The sequence below is a fragment of the Streptomyces sp. TOM-9 genome (assembly GCF_056858595.1).
Genome location: NZ_JBXEQB010000001.1, coordinates 9433554 through 9459748 on the forward strand (window position 1 = coordinate 9433554; position 26195 = coordinate 9459748).

Here is a 26195-nt window from a genome sequence, read left to right on the forward strand (position 1 = left end):
CATCACCGGCCCGCAGCGGGGATCTGCGACCCTCCCCTGACCGGAGCCCCGCCCTCACCCGCGAGACGTCTGATGAGAGTTGTTTCGCTCAACGACGCGTTGGGCCGACCCCTTGCGGGCGGCGACCGCGGTACAGCCGGAGTGTGACGCTGGCCGAGCTGCAGTGCGGCGGTGGGCTGAATCGCTCCGGGTTCGGTGCAGAGCGTTGAACCTTGGAAGGATGCGCTCATGCCGGCGCAGAGGAAGTACCCAGCGGAGCTGATCGAGCGGGCCGTGCGGATGGTCGCTGAGAAGCGGGGGCAGTCTCCGGGGCGGTCGGGGATCATCCGGGAGGTCGGAGATCTTCTCGGGATTCATCCCGAGGCCCTGCGGCACTGGGTGAAGAAGGCCGAGGCCCAGGCCGATCCGCGGGCGGCTGCCGCTCAGCAGGAGCGTGAGCGGATCAGGGAACTGGAGAAGGAGGTCACCGAGCTGCGGCGGGCGAATGAGATCCTCAAGGCTGCGGCCGTTTTTTTCGCCTCCGAACTCGACCCGAAGCCGCCGCGTTGATCCGTTTCATCGATGCTCACCGCGAACGGTTCGGCGTTGAGGCGATCTGCCGCACCTTGACCTGGGCTGGCACCCCCGCCTCGGCCTCCACCTACTACGCGGCCAAGCGTCGGCCTCCCTCGGCGCGGTCGGTGCGCGATACCGAGTTGATCCAGGAGATCCGGCGGATCCATCAGGTCAACTATGGCGTCTACGGGGCGCGGAAGGTCTGGCATCAGTTACGGCGTGAGGGCACCGAGGTTGCGCGGTGCACCGTTGAGCGTCTGATGCGCCAGGCAGGCCTGGCTGGAGCGGTCCGCGGACGACGGATACGGACCACCTTGCCGGGCAAGGATGGGTGCCGGGCAGGTGACCTGGTCAACCGTGACTTCGACGCCGAGCGGCCTAACCGGTTGTGGGTCGCGGACTTCACCTACGTGCCCACCTGGGCCGGGACCGTCTATGTCGCATTCTGCGTGGATGCCTTCTCGCGCCGGATCCTGGGCTGGAAGGCGTCGCGGAGCAAGCAGACATCCCTGGTCCTGGACGTGGTCGAGCAGGCCCTGTGGCAGCGCGGCTACCGGCCGAACGAGCAGGTCAGCGGCTTGATCCATCACTCGGATGCCGGCAGTCAATACACCTCGATCGCGTTCACCGAGCGCTTGGCCGAGGCCGGCATCGCACCCTCGATCGGGACCGTCGCCGACGCGTATGACAACGCCCTGGCCGAGTCTGCGATCGGCCTGTTCAAGACCGAACTCATCAACCGCAACAAGCCCTGGAAGACCTTCACCGACGTCGAGTTCGCCACTGCCGAGTGGATCGACTGGTACAACCACCAGCGCCTACACGGAGCCCTCGGCCACACCACCCCAGCCGAGTACGAAGACGCCTACCATCACCAACACACCCACGCCGACGAACCCGTCAGCGCGTGACATCCCGCTCGACACCAAACCCGGAGCGATTCAGGCTGCCGTCGCCAGCTCCCGGTGCTGGTCCTGACTTCCCTTGTGGGAGGGGGTAGGCGGGCTTTCCCTGCGCGGGTGCGCCCGCTCCTGGCTGTCGCGGGGCGTGGCCGGGACCGGGGGTTGCGCGCAGCACGGGCCCGTGGCGCGCTCATCCCGGCCGGCTGGGGGAGGGCGGCCGGGGGTGGGGCCGGGTTCGAGTCAGGCGCCGCGGCGGCGGGCGGCTTCGGGGCGGGGCGCTGTGGGCCGTGTGCGGGCTTGAGGGGGAGACGTCGTCTCGGCGGGCCCCTGGCCGGGGCGCGCTCGGCCTGAGGCCGACTGCCTTATGGCGCTGAAACGGCTGGCCGGGTGCCCATCGCGAGTCCCGGCCGGGACTGAGCCGCTATACAAGTAACCGCCATTCATAGGGCAGATCCCATGAAAAGACGGATATGTCATGCGTGGCGATGGAAGGCCAAAGGGGGTGCTCTGCGGCCCTTTTCGTCCAGGTGGCCGTGTCCGCGCCGCTCCCGCCGGAAGTCATGCTGCAGGTGGGGACCGGGATTCACAGGGTGCGGTGGCCGGGGGTCGTGGACCGGGCCGCCGGGGCCGGCGTCTCGCACCCTGTCCACGTCGCTGTCGCCGCCGATTACCTCACCGTGCGGCGCACAAAAATCTGTGTTGGCTGGAGTAGACATTGGGCTGTGGTGTGGTTATGGTTTCTCTCGTAGCCCAGAGGGACCAGAGGGCCTGGCAGAGACGAACTGCCGGTCAGCAGTATCCGCAGTACAGCTAGTTGCAGTGTGCAGGACGGTGCGGTAGTGGAGTTCCGAAGCCAGAGCGGTTGCAGGACGGCGACGGGACTGACGCCGGACCGGGTGGCCCGCAGTGATCAGGGGCCGCCGTGAGCAGTACCTGTAAGTGCAGTTCGCAGTACCCAGCAGTGAAGTCAGTGAGCAGTACCTCGGTGAAGGCGCCGGCTGCGGGCGCGCGCCGGGAGGTTCGGCAGTGGGGTTCCAAGCCGGAGCAGATGCAGGACGGGCGACGGGGCTGGCTGCCGGACAGTGGCGCTGTGGTACGTCACTGAGCGGTTCGCATCACCAGCAGTACGCAGGAGAGCAGTACCCGCAGTGGGTAAGTGATTGATTCCCGAGGGAAGAACGGAGGAGCCGAGCGCCATCAGGATCGCCCGGGCGGACATCGTGAGCCCGGGTACCGCAGGACATCGATAGTGAGGTGGTCTCCGGTCACGCATCCGCGATCCCTGCACCCCCGGCAGCATTCCGGTCGGGTGGGCGGAAACAGAAGGCCGGCGTACTTCCAGGGCCGGTAGATGGTGTAGCAGTTCCTTCGGGGCCCTGGTGCCATACGGCACCAGGGCCCCTCAGCGCGTTTCATAGAGAGGTGCAATGACAGCAGACGACTCGTTCAGCCGGCTTGACGACGACGACTACCCCGCCTACACGATGGGCCGGGCTGCCGAGATGCTCGGCACCACCCAGGGTTTCCTGCGCGCCATCGGCGAGGCCCGCCTGATCACCCCGCTCCGCTCCGAGGGCGGGCATCGCCGCTACTCCCGCTACCAGTTGCGCATCGCGGCCCGCGCCCGGGAACTTGTCGACCAGGGGATGCCCATCGAGGCCGCCTGCCGCATCGTCATTCTCGAAGACCAGCTCGCAGAGGCGCAGCGCATCAACGCCGAATACCGCCGCGCCGCATCCCGGCAGGCGTCCGACAGCTGACGCGCAAATAGGCAGGGCTCCCCGGTGGCTGTACACCCCGTGCTACCTCGTGCTGGGCTGGGTGGCCGTCTTCTACCTGCCCGACTTCGCGCGCACCGGCGGCACCGCGGTGGTCGTACTCGTCATCGCCGGTGGCCTGCTCTACACCGCGGGCGCCGTCGTGTACGGACTCAAGCGCCCTGACCCTTCACCGGCCTGGTTCGGCTTCCACGAGGTCTTCCACGCTTTTACCATCGCCGCCTTCACCGCGCACTACACGGCCATCGTCCTGGCAGTCACATGACTGCCTCGGCGAGGCCCAGCCCCCCTCCTCCCGTGCTCAGCCACCCGAGGTCGGGGGTTGATCGGGGGCGCGGCAGGCAAGACCTCGAGTGGCGAAGGGCAACCATCTTCCTTAACTTCGCGCTCCCGGCAGGCCAGTATCTATGACCGCGAAGCGAGGATTTAGCGCGTAGCGCGGGGAGAGTTTTACCCGCAATAAACAGAGTGAAGTTATTCAGCGTACGCGGGCCGATACGGCATGCTACTGTCGACCTCAGTTGCAGTCGCGGTTCCCAAAACTTAAAGCACCTCCGTGAGGTATTTTCGGCCACTGGAGGCGTTTTTATATACCGGTTATTTTCCGGGCGGGGCGTCATCGCGGCGACACGGTGTCCGTACAGTGCGGATGCTGGTGTACTGCCCCAAAGGAGATTTGGCATGGCGTCTGGCACCGTGAAGTGGTTCAACGCGGCAAAGGGTTTCGGCTTCATCGAGCAGGACAGTGGCGGCGCTGACGTGTTCGCTCACTTCTCGAACATCGCCGCCCAGGGCATTGGCGAGCTGCGCGAAGGCCAGAAGGTCACCTACGACATCGCGCAGAGCCCAAAGGGCCCGACGGCCGAGAACATCGTTCCCGCCTGACGCCGGCGCCCGTTTTGCAGCTGATGCCCGAACCCCTCGGGGTGCGGGCACCAGTCGCGGGCATGTCCCACAGTTGTGTCACCTGTGGGACAACCCCCGCCCGCCGATGCGGACCTCTTTGGAGCTGCACCCGTCGACGTACTGGATTCACGCCCACGTGAAGTCACCATTTCATCGCCTGCACCCCGCACTGGAGCTACCGCAGGCCAGATGCGCTTTCGCATTCCATTTAGGCCCGTTCTTGTGATTCCCCGCGCTGCTCTCCCGCTGCGGGAATTCCTTGATACCTGCCGTATCAAGGAAGGTTCTGAATGAACCCCACGCGTACGAACGACCGCTCCTCCCGTACCCGCCGCCGCACCGGCGGCCCCGCTTTCGGTTCCGCCGCTGGTTCGGTTCGGGGCAGCCGCTTCGGTCCGTCCGCCCCGAGCCGTTCCGGGGGTCCGAGCCGCTCGGGCGGCTACGGCCGCCGGCCCGCAGCCGTCCAGGGCGAGTTCGCCCTGCCGAAAACGCTCACTCCCGCACTGCTCGCCGTCGAGGCGTTCGCCGACCTCGACATGCCCCGGGAGCTGCTGGCCGCGCTCACCGCGCAGGGTGTGGCGGTGCCGTTCCCGATCCAGGGCGCGACCCTGCCGAACACCCTCGCGGGCCGCGACGTCCTGGGCCGCGGCCGGACCGGCTCCGGCAAGACCCTCGCATTCGGCCTGGCCCTACTGGCCCGAACCGCCGGACAGCGCACCGAACCCCGCCAGCCGCTGGCCCTGATTCTGGTCCCCACCCGGGAACTCGCTCAGCAGGTGACCGATGCCCTCACCCCCTACGCCAGAGCGGTGAAGCTGAGCCTGGCCACCGTCGTCGGCGGGATGTCGATCGGCAAGCAGACGGGCGCGCTGCGGGGTGGCACCGAAGTCGTCGTGGCCACCCCCGGACGCCTCAAGGAACACATCGACCGCGGCGACTGCCGGCTGAACCAGGTCGCGATCACCGTCCTCGACGAGGCCGACCAGATGGCCGACATGGGCTTCATGCCGCAGGTCACCGCACTCCTGGACCAGGTGCGCCCCGAGGGCCAGCGCATGCTGTTCTCCGCGACCTTGGACCGCAACGTTGACCTCCTGGTCCGCCGCTACCTCACCGACCCCGTCGTCCACTCCGTCGAATCGTCCGCCGGCGCGGTCACCACGATGGAACGCCACGTCCTGCACGTGCACGGCACCGACAAGCACCGGATGACGACGGAGATCGCGGCGCGCGAGGGCCGGGTGATCATGTTCCTGGACACCAAGCACGCCGTGGACCGGCTCACCCAGGACCTCCTCAACAGCGGAGTACGGGCGGCCGCCCTGCACGGCGGGAAGTCACAGCCGCAGCGCACCCGCACCCTCGCCCAGTTAAAGACCGGGCACGTCACCGTGCTGGTCGCCACGAACGTCGCGGCCCGCGGCGTCCACGTCGACAACCTCGACCTCGTCGTCAACGTGGACCCGCCCACCGACCACAAGGACTACCTCCACCGCGGCGGCCGTACGGCCCGCGCGGGCGGGTCCGGCAGCGTCGTCACCTGGTCACCCCCAACCAGCGCCGCGACATGACCCGCCTCATGGCCGCCGCCGGCATCATGCCCCAGACCACCCAGGTCCGCTCCGGCGATGAAGCCCTCAACCGTATCACCGACGCCCAGACCCCCTCCGGCATCCCCGTCACCATCACCGCGCCGGCGTCGGCGCCCGAGCGACGCAAGCGCAGTGCGGCCTCCCGCGGTCGCCGCAGTCCCGCTTCGGGTGCCCGCCGCGTGCGCGTGCGGCAGTGCGGGCGTGGCCAGGCCGGGGCTCTTGTAGTGACCCGTCCTGGATCGAAGCCCTCAGCTGGGCGAGGGCATGCGGAGCCGGTCCGTCGGCAGGTGCCGGGTGGACGGGAAACTGGCGAGCGCGATGCCGGCGGTGGCGAGGACGGCGGCTTTGAGGCTGCCGAGCTGTGCCTCGGCGTACTCGGCCACGAGGGTGTCGGTCTCGGGCTTGGCCAGGCCTGTGCGCTCTGCCGCGGCTCGTACCTGGTTGGTGCCGACGAAGCTGACGCCGGCCTCGATGGTGATGCCGATCTGTTGACGTGCTGCGCTGGAGATCTGCGGGTTGTCTTCGATCCGGGTTGTGAACACGTGCACGAGTGCTCCGATGAGAAGCGAGCCGATGAGGGCGGTTCCCAGGGAGGATCCCAGGTTTTGAGCGGTGTACTGGAGACCGCCGACCTCGCTGCGTTCCGACTCGCCGACGCTGGATTGGACGACGTTGCCGAGCTGGGAGGCGAGCAGGCCCATACCCGTGCCCAGCAAGGCCATCGCCCAGGCGAACGAAAGATCGTTGAGGGACGGAGTGATGACGGCCAGCAGCCCGAGAATCGCCGCGATGAGAATCAGCAGGGCCGTACGGACCACTGTGCGGGGCGAGGCGAACCGGCCGAGCAGGGGGCCGCTCATGGAGACCACGAGCATGCTGATCGACACAGGTAGTAGCCGCAGCCCGGTCTCGAAGGCACTGAGGCCCTGCACGATCTGGAGGTACAAAGGGATGACGAAGAACAGGCCCAGCAGGATGAGGTTCTGACTGAGCAACGCGGCAAGGCCGGCCCGCAGAGTGGGCACGCCGAACAGCGAGAAGCGTACGAGGGGCTCATGCTCTTGAGCCTCCTGCCGTCGCTCCCACAACCGGAAGAACCACAGCACGACGGCGCCTGCAGCGATGACGAAGAAGGTGAGGGAGAAGCCGAAGACGGTCACGGGGGAGTTGCGGGGCCGCAGCCAGCCCCAGTTGCTGCTTTGCAGGACACCCAGTACCACCAGGGCCAGGCCGACGGTGGACAGCACGGCCCCGACCTTGTCGAGATGCGGTCTGGAGCCGCGGTGGGGTTGATCCTCGATCCAGCGCATGCCCAAGAGGATGGCCACCACCAGCACGACCTCGGCAGCGAAGACCAGACGCCAGGTCAGGTAGGTGGTGACCCAACCACCGACCAAAGGCCCGACTGCGATGCCGGCTCCGGCCAGGCCGCCGACGACCCCGTAGGCGACGGCCCGGTCCCGTCCCTGGTAGGTTCCGGCCACGAGGGCGGCAAGCGCCGGGAGGACCAGCGCCGCGCCGAGTCCTTCGATCACGGACCAGCCGACGGTGAGCACCCATAGGACCGGGGCCACAGCGGTGAGGGCGGAGCCCGTGGCGTACACGATCAGTCCGATGCCGAACACCTTGCGGCGTCCGAGCATGTCCCCGACTTTCCCACCTGTGATCATGAGGGCTGCCATGACCAGGGTGTAGAGGGTGATGACGGCCTGAATCGAGGTGACTTCGGTGTTGAAGTCCTCTACCAACTGGCTGATCGAGACGTTCATGACCGAGGTGTCGAGCACCATCAGGAACTGGGCGGTACCGAGGATGATCAGAGCCCGCCATCGCCTCACCGCTTGCACCTCCAGAGCTTCCGGTGTGCGTCACGGCTCGTCTGCGCGACCGCTCAGATCACCATAAGGCAGGCATACCCTTACTTTCGGTACATCCGTTGCCGAAAACGGGCTGCATCGATGGGACCGCCCTTGAATGGTGGAGTCTGCACCTGCGCGACCTGTGTCGCTCAGTGCACGATCTTCTCCTTGGCGCGTTGGAACTCTTCGTCTGTGAGGTCGCCCTTATCCCCTACGACCTCCTCGGCGACCGCACCGGTGCCGTCAACCACGACACCACCGGCAACGCCCTCGCCGACACCACCCAGACGACGGCACACCCCGGTACGGACGGAACCGTCGCCGCGACGCTGCCCAACCAGGCTGGCGTCACCACGACCAGCAACCCCGCCACCGGTACCGCCACCCAGACTCCCAGCTACCTCGACACCGGGTACACACCCAACAAGAAAGCCGGCAACACCATGAGCCGGAAGGCCAGCGTCACCGGCCCCCTCGTCACCGGCTTCACCCTCACTGGCGGCGGCACCAAATGCATCGACGACACCGGGGGCGCCACCACCCCCGGAACCAAGGTCCAGATCAACACCTGCAGCAACACCTCCACGGCCCAGAAATGGACCATCGGAACCGACAGCACCGTCAAGGTCCTCGGCCTGCGCCTGGACACCAACGCCAACTCCACCGCCGCCGGCGCGCTGATCGTTATCGACACCTGCAACACCGATGCGACCCAGAAGTGGAAGGTCACCACCAACGGCACCCTGGTCAGCAACGCCGAGAACACCAGGTGCCTGGCCGACCCGTCGGCCAGCGCCACCAACGGCACCCAGCTCACCCTCGCCACCTGCGGCAGCACCGGCCAGACCTGGCATGCTCACCCAGCAGGACCTGAACTTTGCAGATGTGGCCTCCCACCGCCAGATCGCAGTCGTCGCCCACAACCAGCTCGAGACCCCGCTGTACGCAGCCAGCATGGAGCGCAAAGCACTGGCCTCACCTTCATCCGGGTGAGCCGTGCGGGACCCCGATGAGTCCTTGACACGTGCGAGACTGCATTCTGGGCCCCCCTTCGAACTGGTCCGCGCGGTCACGTTGACCTGGCTGTTCTCCGGTCAAAAAGCCACTGCGCCGTAGGGGCACCCGCCCACGTCCCGGGCCGGTCGCGCAAGGGAGTCACGTTGCGGATGACCCCTCGCTCAGGGCGCGGGACGGCGCGGAGGCGGTGCTGCCGCGTTCGATGAGCCGGGGCAACGGCAGACTCACCTCGCGGGCCACGCCGCCGTCGAGGAGGGCGGTCAGTTCCTCGGCCGCGGTCCGGCCGAAGGCCACCGCGTCGCGGGACAGCGCGGTCAGCCATGGCTGGACCAGGCGGCACACAGCTGAGTCCTCCCAGGAGACGATGGAGACGTCGCCGGGCACGTCGCGGCCCAGGCCGACGGCCGCCCCCCAACCCGCTGCCGCCATCACGTCGTTGTCATAGATGATCGCCGTAGGCGGATCGGGCTCCTGTAGCACCCGGCGTGTGACGGCGGCGCCCTCGGCGTCGGAGTAGTCCGTCACCACGGACCGTGCCGAAGCCAGCCCTTGGCGTGCCGCCTCCTTCGTGAGCGACTCGATGCGGCGAGCGGTGTGAGCCAGGGTCGGAAGACCCGCGACATGGGCGATGCGCCGGTGGCCAAGGGCGTGCAGGCGGCCGACCACGGCGGCCATGGCCTGCGCGTCCTCGACCCGCACCTGTGACAGACGGTGGTGCGCACCGGGGTCGGACTCCGGAAGGGCGCCGATCACCACGCCGGGGAGGCCGAGTTCATCGAGCAGGGCGGGGCGCGGATCGTCGGTGCGCGGGTCGACGACCAGTACCCCGTCGACACGGTGCTCGGCCCACCAGCGACGGTAGGCACCGCACTCGGCTTCGGTGTCCTCCACCACCTGGAGCAGCAGGCCCAGATGACGCGGGGCCAGCACCTCCTGGATACCCGAGACCAGTTGCAGGAAGAACGAGTCGACGCCCAGGGTCTCGGCGGGCCGGGCCAGTACGAGGCCCACCGTCGCCGCCCCCTCGCCGGACAGGGCCCGTGCGGCGGCGCTGGGTCGCCAGCCGAGCTGCTCGGCGACGCGGCGTACGCGGTCGCGCGTGGCCTCGGAGACGCCGGGACGGCCGTTGAGCGCAAACGAAGCAGCGCTCTCGGACACCCCCGCCCGCTGGGCGATGTTCTTGATCGTGGGACGGCGGCGCCCGGCCGGACGGCCGTGCCCCGGCGCATCGGCCACGTCTCTGCCCTGCTGCTCGTCTGCCACCGCGAGTGGTCCCCTTCCCTGCACGTGAGCACACATCGTACGGCTCCGCGCGTGCTTTTCCGACCCAGAACCGGCGGACGGAACTAAAGCGCTTCAGTGGACCGGCCCTAAAGCGCATTAGTTGCGAGTCCAAGACGCCTCCCGCACCCACTCTGACCTGCCTATATGCTTCGACCGAGAAGAAACTTCCAGGGAATTCGTTGACTTTCCCCCCAGCGGCTGGAATGGTCTCCCCCACGTGCGCACCCGGCCGGCCCAGCCCCGGGTCGTCATCCACGCGCAAGGTCCGAGCAAAGGAGCCGTCCACCGTGCGTTCTTCCTACAAGGCGGTAGCCACCGCCGTCGTCGCCGCTGCAACGTTCTCCCTCGCCGCCTGCGGGAGCGGCGGGGGAGATGCGTCCACCGACTCGTCAGGCAAGGTGACGGGCACGATCACCTTCCAGACCTGGAACTTGAAGGCCAACTTCGCGGGCTACTTCAACGGCGTCATCGCCGACTTCGAGAAGAAGTACCCGGGCACCCACGTCAAGTGGGTCGACCAGCCGGCCGACGGCTATGCGGAGAAGCTCAGTGCCGACGCATCGGGCGGGACTCTCCCCGACGTCGTCAACGTCACCCCCGACCTGCTGGCGCCGCTCGCCAAGGCCGGTCTGGCCCTGGACCTCGACAAGGACGCCGCCCAGTACAAGTCCGAGTACCTGGCCGGCGCCTGGTCCGCCGACGCCGTCCCGGGCCTGGAGGGCACCTACGCCTTCCCGTGGTATCTGAACACCGGCCCGCTGTTCTACAACAAGGCGCTGTTCAAGGAGGCCGGGCTGGATCCGGAGAAGCCGCCGAAGACCTACGACGACCTGTTCGCCGACGCCCTCGCCATTTCCGAGAACAGCAAGGGCAAGGTGGCCACCTTGTCCAACGTGCCCACCATCGAGGACTTCGGCCGCTACGGGGCCCAACTGGTCAACAAGGACGGCACCGCGTTCACCTTCAACGACGCCAAGGGCGTCGAACTGCTCACGCACTACAAGAAGCTGTACGACGCGCACGCACTGGACCCGCAGGCCCTGACCGCCACCCCCGAGTCGGCCGGCCACAAGTTCCTCACCGGCGCGGTCGCCATGAACCCCGGTAGCGCGCTGGACCTCAAGAACTTCAAGACACAGGCGCCGACGCTCTACAAGAACATCGGGATCACCGACCAGATAACCAACACCGGCAAGGTCAACGTCTACGTGCAGAGCATGATGGTGAACTCCAAGGCCAAGCAGAAGGCGGCCTCCATCGCCTTCGCCCACTTCGTCACCGACAACACACGGCAGATGGCCTTCGCCAAGCAGGTCGCGATCTTCCCGAGCACGGCCGGTGCTCTGAAGGACCCGTACTTCACGAAGGAGGACGGCACGGACGAGACCCGGGTGCGGATCGCGGCGGCCAGCTCCCTCGCCAACGCCGTGAACTACACCCCGGTGCAGTTCAGCGACCAGATGAAGACCGCCCTCGGCAACGAGGTGGCCAAGGCGCTGCAGGGCAAGGAGAGCCCCAAGGAAGCGCTTGACAACGCTGTCAAGCAAGCCGACCAGCTCCTCGCCCAGAGCTGACCGGGATACGCCATGACGTCCTCGACCGCCCCTGGAACGATCGCCGGCGGTCCGCGGACCGCGGCCGTCCGGAGCTCCGGCTCCGGACGGCCGCGCTCCCGCGGGATCCGCCGCCACCGCTGGTGGAGCCCGTGGCTGTTCGCCGCGCCGGGCCTGATCGTGGTGTGCGCGTTCAGCCTCTGGCCGTTCTGCAGCACCCTGTACAACTCGCTGACCGACCGCCGGACGCTCGTCGGCGGCAGCTTCGTCGGGTTCGAGAACTACCAGGCCCTGCTCCACGACGACGCGTTCTGGATCGGGCTGCGCAACAGCTCCCTGTACGTGGCGGGCGTGGTCCCGGCGCTGGTGATCCTGCCACTGCTGCTGGCCCTGCTCGTACAGCGGCGCATACCCGGCATCACCTTCTTCCGCGCCGCCTTCTACACGCCCGTCGTCGCCTCGGTGGTCGTGGTCGGCCTGATCTGGGTGTGGCTGCTCGACGACCGCGGCCTGCTCAACTCCATCGTCACGGCGGTAGGCGGGAGCCCGGTCAACTTCCTGGGCGAGCAGTGGACCCTGCTGCTGAGTGCCATGGCCCTGACGATCTGGAAGGGTCTGGGCTACTACATGATCATCTACTTGGCGGCGCTCGCCGACGTCCCGCGCGAGCTGCACGAGGCGGCCGCGGTCGACGGCGCGGGAGCCCTGCGCCGCTTCCTCACCGTCACCGTTCCGGCCGTCCGCTCCACGATGGTGCTGGTCGCGGCACTCTCCGCGGTCTCCGCCTTCAAGGTCTTCACCGAGGTGTACGTCCTCGCCGGGCCCAACGGCGGCCCCGCAGGCGAGGACACCACGCTGGTGATGCTCGTCCAGCGCACCGGCACCGGACTGACCGGGCGGGTCGGGTACTCCTCGGCCATCTCCGTCGTCATCTTCGTGGTGGTGGTCGCGCTGATGCTGCTGACCCTGCGCGCCGACCGGAAGGAGGACGCGTGACCAGCGCCACCGACACCCCCACGGTTCCCGCCACCACACCGGCCGCCGGTCGCCGGCCGCGACGCGGAGTGCTGGACGCCGACGGCCGCCGCGTGCGGGTCCCCGAACTCGTTCTGCGCTACCTGCTGCTGCTCGCCGTCCTCGCCATCAGCGTGGGACCGTTCCTATGGCAGCTGTCGACCTCGCTGAAGGGCCCCCACGAGGACATCTTCAGTACGCCCCCTTCGTTCCTGCCGCAGCAGCCCACCCTGCACAACTTCGGGCGCGTCTCCGAGACCATCCCGGTGTGGGACTACGCGCTCAACTCGCTCACCGTGGCGGTGTCCAGCGTCGTCACCAACTGCGTCGGCGCGGCGCTTGCAGGTTACGCCCTGGCCCGGCTGCAGCACCGCGGACGGCGCGCGCTCCTCCTGGCGTTCGTGCTGGCGATGCTGGTGCCCGTGGAGGGCCTGATCATCGCCCAGTTCACCTTCGTACGCGACCTCGGCCTGAACAACACCTTGATCGGCGTACTGCTCCCCGGCTCTGTCGGCGCGCTGAACGTGCTGCTGATGCGCAACGCGTTCCGGAACCTGCCCAACGAGGTGGAGGAAGCCGCATACATGGACGGCGCCAACGTCTGGCAGCGCTTCTGGAGCATCGCCCTCCCGTCCGCGCGGGGCACCCTGGCCGTGGTGGCGATCTTCGCCTTCATGGGCGCCTGGGACGACTTCCTGTGGCCCCTGGTGGTGCTGAGCGACCCCTCGAAGTACACCCTGACGGTCGGCCTGAATTACCTGCACGGCACCTTCGCCAACGACGAACGCCTGGTGGCCGCCGGGACCATCATCGCGGTGGCCCCCCTGATCGTGCTCTTCGGCGCCCTGCAGCGGTACTTCTTCCGCGGCGTCGGGGAGGGAGCCGTCAAGGGCTGACCGTATGGCCCCGCACAGCCCACCGGCACCGACCATCCGCCTGCTCCGCCCCCGGCGGAACAGGTCCCCACGAGAGTCAGGACACCCGTACCGATGCCCGCCCAAGGACCGCGCTTCGGCGCCAACTACACGCCCAGCCAGGGCTGGTTCCACCACTGGCTCGACTTCGACCTCGATGCGGTGCGCAGGGACCTCGACGCGATCGCGGACCTCGGCCTGGACCACGTCCGGGTCTTCCCGCTGTGGCCGGTCTTCCAGCCCAACCGGTCCCTGATCCGGCCCCGGGCCGTCGAGCAGCTCGTCGCGCTCGCCGAGGCCGCCGGCGAACGCGGGCTCGACGTCAACGTGGACGGACTGCAGGGGCATCTGTCCAGCTTCGACTTCCTGCCCGCGTGGACCCAGACCTGGCACCGTCGCAACATCTTCACCGACCCCGACGTCGTCGCCGGCCAGGCCGCCTACCTGGGCACGCTGGCCGCCGCCCTCGACAACCTGCCCAACTTCATCGGCATGACCATCGGCAACGAGATCAACCAGTTCTCCGGGCCGCCCCATCCCGACCCCGACCCGATCACGCCGGCCCAGGCCGCCGCCTGGCTGCGGACCGTGCTCGCCGCATGCGAGGACGCCGCCCCCGGCAGGCAGCACCTGCACGCCGCCTACGACGCCGCCTGGTACCTGGACGGGCACCCCTTCACCCCCGCGCACGCGGCGAACCTGGGGGCGATGACCGCCGTGCACTCGTGGGTCTTCAACGGCACGGCCCAGCGGCACGGCCGCACCGGAACGGCCACCGAACACCACGCCGCCTACCTCATCGAGCTGTCCAAGGCATGGGCCGGCGACCCGCACCGCCCGGTCTGGCTCCAGGAGGTCGGCGCGCCCGCACCCCTGATACCCGCCGAGCACGCCGCGGACTTCACCGAGGCCACCGTCGCGAACGCCCTGGACTGCGAGGACGTGTGGGGCATCACCTGGTGGTGCTCGCATGATGTCTCCCGCGACCTCGCCGACTTCCCCGAACTCGAGTACTCCCTCGGCCTGCTGACCAACGAGGGCAAGGTCAAGCCGGCCGGCGAGGCCATCCGGAGGATCGTGGGGGAGCGCCGTGCCGAACCGCGCCGGCCGGCGCCCCGGACCACCGCGCTCGCCGTCGACGTCGGCGACGACGATGCGGCCCCCGACCGCTCCGTGTGCGCGCCCGGAGGCGCGTTCTACGAGGCGTTCGTCCGGCTCACCGCCGACGGTGTCCGCCCCGCCGCGGTGCTCGCCTCCCGCGCCGACGACGCCGCCCACCTCGCCGCACGCGGCATCACCGAGGTCGTCCGGCCCGATCAGGTGCGCTGAGCCGCTGCGCTTCCCACCTCACGTCCATCCCTTCCGCCCCACCCGCACAGGAGCCATCCCATGCACGACGACCGCAAGCTGGTCGAAGCCCGCCTCAAGCGCGTCCTCGACGAACGCATCCGGCCCGCCCTCTACCCGGAGTCGACACCGCTCGAGGTGTCCGTGTGGACCGCCCCGGGAGAGCCGGTACCCGTCGCCGAGGGCCTGACCGCCCCCGTGGAGCCGGTCGCCGTCGGCGATCGCTGGGGCGCTCCCTGGGGCACCAGCTGGTTCCGTGTGTCCGGAACCGTGCCCGAGGCGTGGGCCGGGCGGACCGTCGAGGCGGTCCTGGACCTCGGCTTCGACGAGAACATGCCGGGTTTCCAGTGCGAGGGCCTGGTCTACCGGCCCGACGGCAGCCCGGTGAAGGGCCTCAACCCCCGCAACCAGTGGGTGCGGATCGCCTCCCCGGCCACCGGCGGTGAGGAGGTGCTGCTCCACATCGAGGCTGCCTCCAACCCGGTCCTGCTCGACTACCACCCCTTCCTGCCGACGCAGCTCGGCGACAAGGACACCGCCGGGGACGACCCCCAGTACACCCTGACCCGCATGGACCTGGCCGTTCTCGACGAGACGGTCTGGGAGCTGGTGCAGGACCTGGAGGTGCTCGGCGAGCTCATGGTCGAGCTCCCGGAGGACTCCGACCGCCGCCACGACATCCTGCGCGCGGTCAGCCGCGCCCTGGACGCGATCGACCTGCAGGACGTGAACAGCACCGCGGCCGCCGCTCGCGAGCGGCTGGCCGGCGTCCTCGCCGTACCCGCGCGGCCCACCGCGCACCGCATCAGCGCGGTCGGGCACGCGCACATCGACTCCGCCTGGCTGTGGCCGCTGCGCGAGACCGTGCGGAAGGTCGCCCGTACCACGTCCAACATGACGGCCCTGCTGGAGGACGAGGGCGACTTCGTCTACACCATGTCCCAGGCCCAGCAGTACGCGTGGATCAAGGAGCACCGCCCCGAGGTGTACGCGAAGGTCAAGAAGGCCGTCGCGGAGGGGCGTTTCATCCCGGCGGGCGGCATGTGGGTGGAGTCCGACACCAACATGCCCGGCTCCGAGGCGATGGCCCGCCAGTTCGTTCACGGCAAGCGCTTCTTCCTCGAGGAATTCGGCATCGAGAACGAGGAGGCGTGGCTGCCCGACACCTTCGGCTTCGCCGCCGGCCTGCCTCAGATCATCAAGGCCGCCGGGTCGAAGTGGCTGCTCACCCAGAAGATCTCCTGGAGCACCATCAACAAGTTCCCGCACCACACCTTCACCTGGGAAGGCATCGACGGCACGCGGATCTTCACGCACTTCCCGCCCGTCGACACCTACAACTGCTCGATGAAGGGCAGCGAGATCGCGCACGCCGCGCGGAACTTCAAGGAGAAGGGCAGGGCCCGGCACTCCCTCGCGCCGACGGGCTGGGGAGACGGGGGCGGCGGTACCACCCGCGAGATGATCGCCAAGGCCGCCCGGATGCGCGACCTCGACGGTTCGGCGACGGTCCACTGGGAGACCCCCCGCGAGTTCTTCACCAAGGCCGAGGCCGAGTACCCCGACCCGCCGGTGTGGGTGGGCGAGCTCTACCTCGAACTGCACCGTGCCACGCTGACCAGCCAGGCCCAGACCAAGCAGGGCAACCGGCGCAGCGAACACCTGCTGCGCGAGGCCGAACTGTGGGCGGCCTCCGCCACCGTGCGGACCGGCTTCAGCTACCCGTACGAGCAGTTGGACCGGCTCTGGAAGACGGTGCTGCTGCACCAGTTCCACGACATCCTGCCCGGCTCGTCGATCGCCTGGGTGCACCGCGAGGCCCGCGCCACGTACGCCGCCGTCGCCGAGGAACTGCTCGGCATCATCGACGCCGCGCAGCGTGCCCTGGCGGGCCCGGCCACGGGCGGCGAACTGGTCTTCAACGCCGCGCCGCACACCCGTGCCGGCGTGTCCGCCGGCGGCGCCGCCCCCGTGGCCGCGGCTGTGGCCACGGCACCGCTGCCCCGGGACGGCGGCGGATTCGTCCTCGACAACGGCCTGCTGCGGGTGGAGATCGACGGGCGCGGCCTGGTCGTCTCCGCGTTCGACCTCAGCGCACGCCGAGAGGCCGTGGCCCCCGGAACGGCGGCCAACCTGCTGCAGCTGCACCCCGACTTCCCCAACCAGTGGGATGCCTGGGACGTCGACGAGTTCTACCGGAACACCGTCACCGACCTGACCGACCTGGAGGAGCTGGTCCCGGCCGGCGACGGCACCGCGTCGGTACGAGTGGTGCGCCGCTTCGGCTCCTCCTCGGTCACCCAGTTGCTGTCCTTGGCTCCGGGCGCCAAGCGCCTCGACATCGACACGGAGGTGGACTGGCACGAGACCGAGAAGTTCCTCAAGGCCGCCTTCCCTCTGGACGTGCACGCCGAGCGATACGCCTCCGAGACCCAGTTCGGACACGTCTTCCGGTCCACACACACCAACACCAGCTGGGACGCGGCCAAATTCGAGGCGTGCAACCACCGCTTCGTCCACGTCGAGGAGCCGGGCTGGGGGGTCGCCCTGGTCAACGACTCCACCTACGGGCACGACGTGACGCGCACCGTGCGTAGCGAGGACGGCGGGACCACCACCACCGTGCGGGTCTCGCTGCTGCGCGCTCCGCGCTTCCCCGACCCGGAGACCGACCAGGGGGTGCACCGCTTCCGGCACGCCCTGGCGCCCGGGGCCTCGATCGGCGACGCGGTCGCCGAGGGCTACGGCATCAACTTGCCCGAGCGCCGCGTGCCGGGCACCGCCGCGGTCGAGCCTCTGGTCACCGTGGACAACGACGCGGTGGTCGTGAGCGCGGTCAAGCTCGCGGACGACGAGAGCGGCGATGTGATCGTCCGGGTGTACGAGTCCCGGGGCGGGAGGGCGACCGCACGGCTGCGGCCCAACTTCACGGCGGCCGACGTCACCGCGACCGACCTGCTGGAGCGGCCGTCGGCCGGGGCGGCCGGTCCGGAGCTGGTCGACGGCGCCGTAGAACTCCTGCTGCGACCCTTCCAATTGGTGACTCTCAGGCTGACCCGTAGCAACTGATGACGGCACGAACGCGATGCCCGGAAGCCGTGTTCGGCTTCCGGGCAACGCCGACAGGGACTGTCAGTCTCGTGTCAACGCATTGTCGATAGGTCGTAGCTGATTGTGTTCAGGCGGGGGGCTCGACGCTCGCAGCAACGTCGGCCCAGTGACGGGCGGTGCTCCCCTTCACATGCCGGACACAAGGTGCTGGCGACCGATGCCGTCCTCGCGAAGCTGTTGGACCGTAACCCGTACTGCGTCGTTGGCCTCTGGAAGATATCCGAGGCATACATCTTCGGCGGCCCCCATACGCCGCAAGTTCCTTGGCTTGTATCGCGTCCCACGCTTCGTGCACCACGTAGTAGAGCCAGGTAGCTCGAGAGCAGCAAGAGCGGCTATCTGCCGGAGTGCGTCGAAGTCGCAGAGCTCGGTGACGGAGACGTCGCCATCCGTGATTCCGAGAACAGGGACCTGCCGCCCCTGCGATTCACGGCAGAGGAGTGGAGGGCTTTCCGGGAAGGCGTACGCGAGGGCGAGTTCGACTAGTTCTCCAGTCGTAGATCGTTATGTGCCCTGGTCTTGGAGCTGTCTGCAAAACCAGGTGGCCTCAGCGGACCATCTGGGTAAGGTCGGGCAATGCCCAAGCTGAAGCCGCTGCATGCTGGCCACGCCCCGGCGGTCCTGGCCTTCGAGCTGGCGAACCGCGCCTACTTCGCTGCCTCGATCTCCGACCGCGGCGACGACTTCTTCGACCAGTTCACCGACCGGTACAACGCCTCGCTGGCCGAGCAGGAGGCCGGCATCTGCGCCTTCTACGTGCTCGTCGCCGAGGACGGCTCGGTACTCGGCAGGTTCAACCTGTACGACGTGGAGGACGGCACTGCCAGACTCGGCTACCGGGTCGCGGAGCGGGTCGCCGGCCGCGGCGTGGCGACCGCAACCGTCCGGGAGCTGTGCCGGATGGCGGAGGCGATGCACGGCCTGCTCACACTGCGAGCGGCCACCTCCCATGACAACGCCGCGTCCCAGAAAGTCTTGGCCAAGGCCGGGTTCGTCTCGGTTGGCCCTGCCACCCCGGCCGATCTCGGCGGCAAGTCAGGCACTTGGTACCAGCGCGACCTCCAGCCATAGACCGTGATCTCGCTCGTGGGTCGGCTGCGGGAAGGCTGCGGGCCACCGCTGATCTCGGTGGATGAAGACTAACGATCTTGCGATGGCTGCAGGTCACAGCGTGGACCCTGCTCGCTGGCAGGAAGCGTTCGAGGGCCTGATGAGCCGGATAGCCGGCCGGTTCGCCCGGGTTGAACCCCGGCGTCGGGTACGGGATCTGATGCTGGGGCTGCTGTCGGACCTGCCACGCAAAAACTGTTGGAGCATCGCCGAATGGGCTGGAGAAGACACCCCGTTGTTCGACACCGAGGAGCATGCGCGCGAGGCGACTCCGCCGGGCGACTGACTGGACAGCGCCTGGTGTCACGATCACGAGGGTTGAGGTCCGCCGGGTGGCGGTCACGGCACCGTGACTCGTCCGGCACCGCGGGCGGCAGGTCTGAACGGGTGCGGCCCCAGCCGGGTGACCGGCGGGGGCTGCTTGAGCACGGCCTGAAGAGGGGCCGTTGGGGTGGCTCGGCGGCGTGGGGTGCCGGGCCGGCGGGGGGTCTGATTCCCGTGGATCTCGCTTGGGTTGAGAGTAGCAGCACGCGTTCGCCAGAACACTGAACGTGATGAATCGGTCGGCTGTCAGTGCCCGGGGTTAGGGGGCGCGGCATGGCCACTCCTACCGCTCCGAGGATCGCGAACAGCAGTTGCCGGCAGTGCTTCGAGCCCTGCGTCCGTTACGGCGTCGGGGCCAATCCGCTATGTGATGCGTGCCTCCAGAAACAAATGCGACTTTGGGGCGAGGGCGTGAAGTTGGCGGGGCGCGGGCGGGTGGTGGCGGCCGAGGGCCCCGGGCAGTAGGGCGGCCCCGCCGAGGTTTGGGAAGGACGCGCCGGCGGGGCCGCGTGGGGCGCCCGCCCGGCACTCACCACGTAACCGGGCGGGCTGCTTGGGGGTCTACGGGCTACGCTCCGCGCGGGCGGGGATCATGAGGTTCCAGCCGTGCGGTTACCCGAGTATCACTATGACGCCGTTGCCATAGCCGGGTCCGTATCCATAGCCGTAGCCAGGTCCGTACCCGAATCCGGGTCCGTAGCCATAGCCGCCGTATCCGTATCCGCCGTAGCCGCAGCCGTAACCCCAGCAGCCGCCGTGGTCGACGACGGACTGGTGGGTGGCGGTGGCGGTCTGCTGTGGCGCGGCAGCGGCCGTGCCGACCCCGACGAGCGCGAGGATAGGTGCCGCGAGGGCGGCGGCTGCGACCCGGCGGGCGGTGATGCTGTTGATGTGCATGGTCGTTCCTAAGGGTGGCGGTCCTGCCGCGGCAGGCGGGTCAGCGTTTGACGGGACCGCGTCTGAGGCCCGCCTTGACCGCTTGCCTTGGCCCCGCACGGCCAGGCGGGCGTATCGGCTGTCTTATGGGCTGCGCTCCGCGCGGGCGGGCATCAGCAGGTTCCAGCCGACTCCGGAGCAGTTTTCCGGTACCGGCGGGAAGGTGTGGCCCTGCACGTTTGTGCTCGTGATGGTGAAGCGGTGGCCCTGACCGCAGGTGCATTCGTAGATGCCGCTGGCGGGGACTTTCTCGCCGGGGCGGTGCATGCGGGTCGTCTCGTCCATGTGACCTCCTCGCCGGCCCGGGGCCTGAGTGGAGCAGGCCCCGGCTTGCAAGGCGTGACCGCCGAGAGGGGGGAGCCTCTCGGGGAACCGCCCGAACGGGGGGCGAAACGGGCGGCTCCGGCTGGTCGCCTTACCTCGCAGACCTCTACGAAACCCTCGGGGCGGGAAACTCCTCGTGCTCCGGGACTGCAAAAAGAGCGGTGTAACTCCCGATCAAGGAAGAACTCCTGATGAGCGGGGTGACTGCCTTTGTCGAGGCGGTTGAAGAGGTCCGCCCGGTCGAGCTGTCGGCGGATCTGCTGATCGACCAGTTGATCGGGCAGCTGGTCGAGCGGGCCCGCGCGAGCGGCCTCCAGTTGGCTGGTGAGGGCGGCTCTTGCAGCAGCTGACCAAGCGCGTGCTGGAGTCCGCCTTGGAGGGCGAGATCACCGACCATCTCGGCTACAACAAGCACGATTCGGCCGGCGCCGGCTGCGGGAACTCCCGCAACGGGGTGCGCGCCAAGACGGTGCTGACCGGCGTCGGCCCGGTCGAGATCGCGGTGCCGCGGGACGGTGACGGCAGCTTCGAGCCGCAGATCGTCAAGAAGCGCCAGCGGCGTCTGACCGGGGTCGACGAGATGGTGCTGTCGTTGTCCGCGCGGGGACTGACGCACGGCGACATCTTCGCGCACCTGGCCGAGGTCTACGGGGCCAGCGTGTCCAAGCAGACCATCTCCACGATCACCGACAAGGTCATGGACGGGATGGTCGAAAGCAGAACCGGCCCCTGGACCCGGCCTATCCGGTGATCTTCATCGACTGCATCCACGTGAAGGTCCGCGACAGCCAGGTCGCCAACCGGCCGATCTATGTCGCCCTCGCGGTGACAGTGGACGGCACCCGCGACATCCTCGGTCTGTGGGCCGGCGACGGCGGCGAGGCGCCAAGTACTGGCTCCTGCGTCGTCCACGTGATCAGGGCGTCGTTCCGCTACGCGGGCCGCCAGGACTGGGACAAGATCTCCCGTGCGCTCAAGCAGGTCTACACCGCGCCGACCGCCAAGGCCGCCCAGGACCGCTTCCTGGACTTCCAAGAACAGTGGGGCCCCAAACTCTGGGAGAAGGCCTGGGCCGAGTTCGTACCGTTCCTGCAGTTCGACACAGAGATCCGGCGCGTCGTCTGCACCACCAACGCCATCGAGAGCGTGAACGCGCGCATACGCACAGCCGTCCGGGCCCGCGGGCACTTCCCGAACGAGGCCGCCGGGCTGAAGTGCGTCTACATGGCCGTGAAGCTTCCCCTCGATCGTGGACACCTGGAGACTGGGATCTTGAGGTTCCAGAGGAAGTAGCACCAGGTGGGAAGTAAGTACACGAAGCGTTACACCGAGGAGTTCAAGCGGGATGCGATCGCGCTCGTTGATTCCTCGGGCAAGACGGTCACTGCCGTCGCTCGGGAACTCGGCATCAGCTCCGAGTCCCTGCGCGGCTGGTACCGCCGGGCGAAGGCAGACCAGGGCGAGGGCAAGTCCGGTGAGCTGACCAGCGCCGAGCGCGAGGAGCTCAAGCGGCTGCGCAAGGAGGTCCGCGAACAGCAGCAGACGATCGAGATCCTGAAAAAAGCGACGGCCTTCTTCGCGAAGGAGAACGACCGGTGAGCGAGCTGTACCGGTTTATCCACACGGAGAAGGCGAACTATCCGATCATTCTGCTGTGCCGGGTGCTGAAGGTCGCCCGGTCCTCCTACTACGCCTGGTGCGAGGGCGAGGCCGCCCGCCGTGCCAAGCGGGCCGCCGACGACGCACTCGCACACGAGATCACCGTGGTGCACATCGCTTCCCGGCACACCTACGGCGTCCCGCGCATCCACGCCGAACTGCGCCGCCTGGGCCGACGGGTGAACCGCAAGCGCGTCGCCCGCGTGATGCGTGAACGCGACATCCGCGGCGTCACCCGGCGCAGACGGCGTTCGCTGACCCGGCCGGACGCGAAAGCGAAGCCGGCCCCGGACCTGATCGGCCGCGACTTTCATGCCGAACGCCCCGGGACCAAGCTGGTCGGCGACATCACTTACCTGCCCACCGCCGAGGGCTGGCTCTACCTCGCCTGCTGGCTGGACCTGGCCACCCGCGAAGTCGTCGGCTACGCCATGGCCGACCACCACCGCGCCGAGCTGGTGGTCGACGCTCTCGACATGGCGCACGGCCGAGGCGGACTCGAGCCCGGCTGCGTGGTCCACAGCGATCGCGGCAGCGAATACACCTCGACCCAATTCCGTGAGCGCATAGGGAGGTTGGGGCTGCGGCAGAGCTGCGGACGCACCGGATCATGCTTCGACAACGCCGCCGCGGAGAGCTTCTGGGCCCTGCTCAAGGAAGAGATCGGCACCCGCACCTGGCCCGACCGGGCCACCGCCCGCGCCGAGGTCTTCTCCTTCATCGAGACCTTCTACAACCGCCGCCGCCTACGCAAGCACCGCACGTTCGGCTACCTCACCCCGGCCGAGACCAGGCAACGTCAGCAGCACACGCTCGCGGCATAACGATCACGTGTCCGAGATCACGGGGAAACTTCACCGTGATGAGCCTGAACCCCACCGGCGCCGGCCGCAAATGCTGGACCCTGCGATGGAAACCCGCCCTGCAAGCCTTCGACATCACCTTCGACGGTCGACTCTCCCTCAGCCGCCGATATTTCCCACCACCTGAGTTACACCGTTCCTTGGACAAACCCTTTCCAGGAAATCAAATATCCGGAATTCTAATGAGGCACTGACCCTGCGAATTTATCGGCGATCTGAGCAGGCGTTCAGGGACACGTGGCACCGACGAAATACTGTCCACCCGTTCGGCAGCACGCCGCGCCTATGGGCCGGGGGACACCTAGCATGCTGACTGTGCGACTCATTCTCCCGAAGATCGAGGGCGGCGGCCGGGTACAGAGCCTCCTGCAGCTCATCGAGGACGGCATCCACCTGGTCGTCGCGGCGCTCCTCGTACTGCTCGCGGGGCTCCTGACCGTCGGTGTCGTCCACGACGTCATCAAGTCGATCCAGGGGCCGTACCGCGAGGACACGGTCGTTCTCTCCGCCCTGGACAACGGCCTTGTGCTGTTCATCGTGGCCGAGCTGCTCCACACCGTCCGCCTCACCATCAGGAACCAGACCCTCGACGCGGAGCCGTTCCTCGTCGTCGGCCTGATTGCCGGCATTCGCAAGGTGCTCATCGTGACGGCCGAAGCGGAGAAGTCCTTCCGGTGGAACGTCGAGGGGATCGAACTGCTCATCCTGGCGGGGCTAATCCTCGTGATGGCGACAGCGGGGTACGTGTGGCGGCGCTCGACGCGGCCAGGAGACTACTTCCCGCTTCATGAGGCGCGGCGCTACCCACCGCCAGCGCCGTCACCGGCCCCGGTGAGCGGGGCCTGATCCGTCACCTTCCGACGCCACGGCTGCCCGCACCCGCCGCTCCTCGCGTGCAGAGTCGACGTCCCGTTCCAGGGGGGTGCGACTGACGGCCGTCGTGAGGTCCTCCAAGGCTCGCTTCTGCAGTTCCGCCCCGCGCCGCACCACTGTGCTCCGGTCGCCGGCGGCGCCTTCCCACTCGTGGAGCGCCTCCTCCACGCGCCCCCAGTCCGGATTCCTGTGCTCGCGCACGTCGTCCGCTGCCTGCGCTGTGTCCGCCTCCAGGGCCTCGGCGAACCGCTCCGCCTCGGGGATGAAACGGCTGTCGGCCCGCGGGACGTGGCTCTCCATGAGCATCGCTGCCCGGCCGAAACGCTTGAGCGCCTCCTGCGCCTCCTCCGCCTCGCGCGACGTCAGACCCCTGGGGCGGACCGGTTCCTGCCTTGCCCGGTCGTAGGCCTCCTGCCAGGCGGCACGTGCCTCCCGGCTAGCCAGCAATGCCCTGCGCATGTCGGCGCGGTGCTCCCCGGTCGGTTCGGCGTAGCTGCGCAGCACCGCGGCCGCGTAGCGGCCGTTGGCGGCGAGCCAGTCCGCAAGCCGGTTCGGCAGCCGAGGCGTCTCCCATGCGGGGAACACCACGTACGCCAGCATGGCCAAGGCCCCGCCGATCAGGGTGAGCACCACTCGCTCCGGGACCGTCTGCTCCCATGCCTGGCCGCCCATGCCGAGCAGGAAGACGACGTACGCGGCAGTGAAGCACTGGGAGTAGGCGTAACCGGTGCGGATCAGCGTGTACGACAGGCCCGCCGAGACCACCGCCAGCGCGCCGAGCACGTGGGCGTCCGGGCCCAGGATCCGCACCATCCCGGTGGCGAGCGCGACCCCCGCCAGGGTCCCGGCGAGACGCGCCACCGCACGCGCGTACGTCCGGTGAAAGTCAGGCCGCATCACCATCACCGAGGCGATGGGCGCCCAGTAGCCGTGGTGCAGGGGTAGCTGGGCGGCGATCAGATAGCCGAGCGTAGCCACCGCCGCCAGGCGGATGGCGTGCCGGAACACGGGTGAGTCCCGGCGGAGCTCACCGCGGACCGCCCGGACGACGACCGGGAGCAGCCGGAACATGGTCGGGCGCACCAGAAACTGGGCTCCGGCGGGGCCGGGCGGCGTGGGCGTCCTCCCGCGCGCGCCGGTCCCGGCGATCTCCAACGCCTCGCCGAGTAGTTCCACGAGCCGCTCGGCGGCCTGCCGGGCGGGCCCCTCCAGTACCTCGTGCCCCTCGTCGACGCGCAGGACATCCGCGCTCCCGGGCGGCACCTGGGCGGGAGTGCCGCGGCGGATCGAACGGGCGGCCGCGTCCAGGACGTCGGCGGCCGCGCCGAGCAGTTCCCGGGCCCGGTCCCGCCCGGGTCCCTCCGCCGGGGCACCGACGTCCGGGTCGGCGAGCGCGGCGACGACCGGCCGAATGCGCTCTGCCAGGCCCCGGGGGCCGTGGAGGGCGGGGGGACGGGTGCGGGCCTGTGATGGCGTCACAGCGGCCGCGTCCCGGGCCGTCATCAACGGCTCCGGGTCGAACGGGGCGGTCGGGTCGTGCCGCAGCCGACGGGCGTAGTCCGCCACGGCGGCCAGAGCTTCGGCGAGCGCGTCACGATGCGCTCCCCACCGGCGGATCGGGAACAGCAAGATCAGCACTGCCTGCGCCACACCTCCGAGCGCGATGATCCCGGCGTGCTCCAGGGCTCGCCCGACGCTCGTGGGCAGGGTGATGGTCACCAGCATGCTGCCGACGGTCGTCGCTGCGACGATCCCAGCGGTCGATCCGACGGCCCACGCCATCCCCGCGAGAAAGGCCCATACGGCCAGCAGCGGGAGGAACGTCACGAGTCGCCCCGCTGCCAGGTAGCCCACGAATGTGCTGAGCGCCAGGCCCGCGCCCGCGCCGAGCGCGATCACCTTGCGTGGACGCCAGGTGCGCTGGAAGGTGGCCCCACCCGCGGAGTAGGCACCGAGGGCAGCGGACGCGGCGTACGCAGGGGAAGCCAGCCACAGCGCCGGCCCGACGACGATCGCCACTCCAGCAGCCGTGCGCAGCGCGAGCAAGGGCTCCAGCCGCGTCTCCTCGATCGTGAGCCCGGATCGCACGACCTCCCCGAAGGCCCGCAGCCACGTCACGGGTGTGAGCCTAGCCGGAACGCCCTGCCGGGTCGCGTCGACCTGGTCGAGGTGCGGCAGCCGTCAGGGAAGGAAGCTTCCGGCACGGGCCCAGGAACAGGCCGGCCGCACCGCTGGGACGGGGTGTTGCCACTGCGGACACTGCTGGGCGTCCAC

18 protein-coding genes and 6 pseudogenes are annotated in these 26195 nt (G+C 68.8%); 19 read left to right on the forward strand and 5 right to left on the reverse strand.

The features are described 5' to 3' along the window. Positions 1-228: 228 nt before the first annotated feature. From AC1VWI_RS43020 to AC1VWI_RS43040, 5 genes and pseudogenes are all read left to right on the forward strand, one after another. Positions 229-1466 (forward strand): IS3 family transposase gene (locus AC1VWI_RS43020; protein ID WP_499516481.1). Its coding sequence is split into 2 segments (ribosomal slippage): positions 229-523 and positions 523-1466, totalling 1239 coding nucleotides; the frame shifts between segments, so codons are not numbered across the junction. Positions 1467-2884: 1418 nt separating this feature from the next. Next, positions 2885-3217: a helix-turn-helix domain-containing protein gene (locus AC1VWI_RS43025; RefSeq protein ID WP_499516482.1), complete on the forward strand. Its 333-nt coding sequence runs from the start codon at positions 2885-2887 to the stop codon at positions 3215-3217. 16 nt (positions 3218-3233) lie between these two features. Continuing rightward, positions 3234-3500: pseudogene (locus tag AC1VWI_RS43030) on the forward strand (hemolysin III family protein); the annotation flags it as partial. 416 nt (positions 3501-3916) lie between these two features. Then, the gene (locus AC1VWI_RS43035; RefSeq protein ID WP_326569993.1) at positions 3917-4120 is read left to right on the forward strand and encodes a cold-shock protein; all 204 of its coding nucleotides are present in this window, start codon (positions 3917-3919) and stop codon (positions 4118-4120) included. Between the two features lie 311 nt (positions 4121-4431). Beyond that, positions 4432-5945 (forward strand): annotated as a pseudogene (locus AC1VWI_RS43040) (DEAD/DEAH box helicase); the annotation flags it as partial. Between the two features lie 36 nt (positions 5946-5981). Here AC1VWI_RS43040 and AC1VWI_RS43045 read toward each other — a convergent pair. Further along, positions 5982-7571 (reverse strand): MFS transporter, encoded by a 1590-nt coding sequence (locus tag AC1VWI_RS43045; RefSeq protein WP_499516483.1) that lies wholly within the window; start codon positions 7569-7571, stop codon positions 5982-5984. Positions 7572-7768: 197 nt separating this feature from the next. Between AC1VWI_RS43045 and AC1VWI_RS43050 the strand changes: the two genes are divergently transcribed. After that, on the forward strand, positions 7769-8605 hold the full coding sequence (locus AC1VWI_RS43050) for a ricin-type beta-trefoil lectin domain protein (RefSeq protein WP_499516484.1): 837 nt from the start codon (positions 7769-7771) through the stop codon (positions 8603-8605). Between the two features lie 142 nt (positions 8606-8747). On the opposite strand, the gene AC1VWI_RS43055 is transcribed toward AC1VWI_RS43050, so the two are convergent. Then, positions 8748-9794 carry a LacI family DNA-binding transcriptional regulator gene (locus AC1VWI_RS43055; protein ID WP_499517055.1) on the reverse strand — a complete coding sequence of 349 codons (1047 nt, stop codon included), beginning with the start codon at positions 9792-9794 and terminating at the stop codon, positions 8748-8750. A gap of 386 nt (positions 9795-10180) precedes the next feature. Between AC1VWI_RS43055 and AC1VWI_RS43060 the strand changes: the two genes are divergently transcribed. The 8 genes and pseudogenes from AC1VWI_RS43060 to AC1VWI_RS43095 all read left to right on the forward strand — a co-directional run. Then, a complete protein-coding gene (locus AC1VWI_RS43060; RefSeq protein ID WP_499516485.1) occupies positions 10181-11467 on the forward strand; it encodes an ABC transporter substrate-binding protein in 1287 nt (428 codons plus the stop codon). 12 nt (positions 11468-11479) lie between these two features. Further along, positions 11480-12442: a carbohydrate ABC transporter permease gene (locus AC1VWI_RS43065; RefSeq protein WP_499516486.1), complete on the forward strand. Its 963-nt coding sequence runs from the start codon at positions 11480-11482 to the stop codon at positions 12440-12442. Next, complete coding sequence (locus AC1VWI_RS43070) at positions 12439-13356, forward strand: carbohydrate ABC transporter permease (protein ID WP_499516487.1); 918 nt, start codon at positions 12439-12441, stop codon at positions 13354-13356. The genes AC1VWI_RS43065 and AC1VWI_RS43070 overlap by 4 nt, the downstream gene beginning before the upstream one ends. Positions 13357-13449: 93 nt before the next feature. Next, on the forward strand, positions 13450-14703 hold the full coding sequence (locus AC1VWI_RS43075) for a glycoside hydrolase 5 family protein (protein ID WP_499516488.1): 1254 nt from the start codon (positions 13450-13452) through the stop codon (positions 14701-14703). A 60-nt stretch (positions 14704-14763) separates the two neighbouring features. Continuing rightward, on the forward strand, positions 14764-17790 hold the full coding sequence (locus AC1VWI_RS43080; RefSeq protein ID WP_499516489.1) for an alpha-mannosidase: 3027 nt from the start codon (positions 14764-14766) through the stop codon (positions 17788-17790). A gap of 375 nt (positions 17791-18165) precedes the next feature. Further along, positions 18166-18318, forward strand: a pseudogene (locus AC1VWI_RS43085) (DUF397 domain-containing protein); the annotation flags it as partial. A 90-nt stretch (positions 18319-18408) separates the two neighbouring features. Then, positions 18409-18903, forward strand: a complete 495-nt coding sequence (locus AC1VWI_RS43090; protein ID WP_499516490.1) for a GNAT family N-acetyltransferase — start codon at positions 18409-18411, stop codon at positions 18901-18903. A gap of 139 nt (positions 18904-19042) precedes the next feature. Continuing rightward, a pseudogene (locus AC1VWI_RS43095) lies at positions 19043-19177 on the forward strand (IS701 family transposase); the annotation flags it as partial. 701 nt (positions 19178-19878) lie between these two features. Here the strand turns inward: AC1VWI_RS43095 and AC1VWI_RS43100 are convergent. Next, the gene (locus AC1VWI_RS43100; RefSeq protein WP_499516491.1) at positions 19879-20163 is read right to left on the reverse strand and encodes a hypothetical protein; all 285 of its coding nucleotides are present in this window, start codon (positions 20161-20163) and stop codon (positions 19879-19881) included. A 123-nt stretch (positions 20164-20286) separates the two neighbouring features. Continuing rightward, positions 20287-20487 (reverse strand): hypothetical protein, encoded by a 201-nt coding sequence (locus AC1VWI_RS43105; protein WP_499516492.1) that lies wholly within the window; start codon positions 20485-20487, stop codon positions 20287-20289. Between the two features lie 230 nt (positions 20488-20717). On the opposite strand from AC1VWI_RS43105, the pseudogene AC1VWI_RS43110 reads away from it, so the two are divergent. The 5 genes and pseudogenes from AC1VWI_RS43110 to AC1VWI_RS43130 form a co-directional block, all read left to right on the forward strand. Beyond that, positions 20718-21759: pseudogene (locus tag AC1VWI_RS43110) on the forward strand (IS256 family transposase); the annotation flags it as partial. Positions 21760-21825: 66 nt separating this feature from the next. Beyond that, positions 21826-22125, forward strand: coding sequence for a transposase (locus AC1VWI_RS43115; protein WP_499508795.1), 300 nt, complete (start codon positions 21826-21828; stop codon positions 22123-22125). Further along, positions 22122-23009: an IS3 family transposase gene (locus tag AC1VWI_RS43120; protein WP_499508794.1), complete on the forward strand. Its 888-nt coding sequence runs from the start codon at positions 22122-22124 to the stop codon at positions 23007-23009. Before AC1VWI_RS43115 ends, AC1VWI_RS43120 begins: the two co-directional genes overlap by 4 nt. Positions 23010-23023: 14 nt before the next feature. Beyond that, positions 23024-23155: pseudogene (locus AC1VWI_RS43125) on the forward strand (IS256 family transposase); the annotation flags it as partial. Between the two features lie 199 nt (positions 23156-23354). Further along, positions 23355-23894 (forward strand): phosphate-starvation-inducible PsiE family protein, encoded by a 540-nt coding sequence (locus AC1VWI_RS43130; protein WP_499516493.1) that lies wholly within the window; start codon positions 23355-23357, stop codon positions 23892-23894. Here the strand turns inward: AC1VWI_RS43130 and AC1VWI_RS43135 are convergent. Next, a complete protein-coding gene (locus AC1VWI_RS43135; RefSeq protein ID WP_499516494.1) occupies positions 23868-26039 on the reverse strand; it encodes an FUSC family protein in 2172 nt (723 codons plus the stop codon). The genes AC1VWI_RS43130 and AC1VWI_RS43135 overlap by 27 nt on opposite strands. Between the last annotated feature and the right edge of the window lie 156 nt (positions 26040-26195).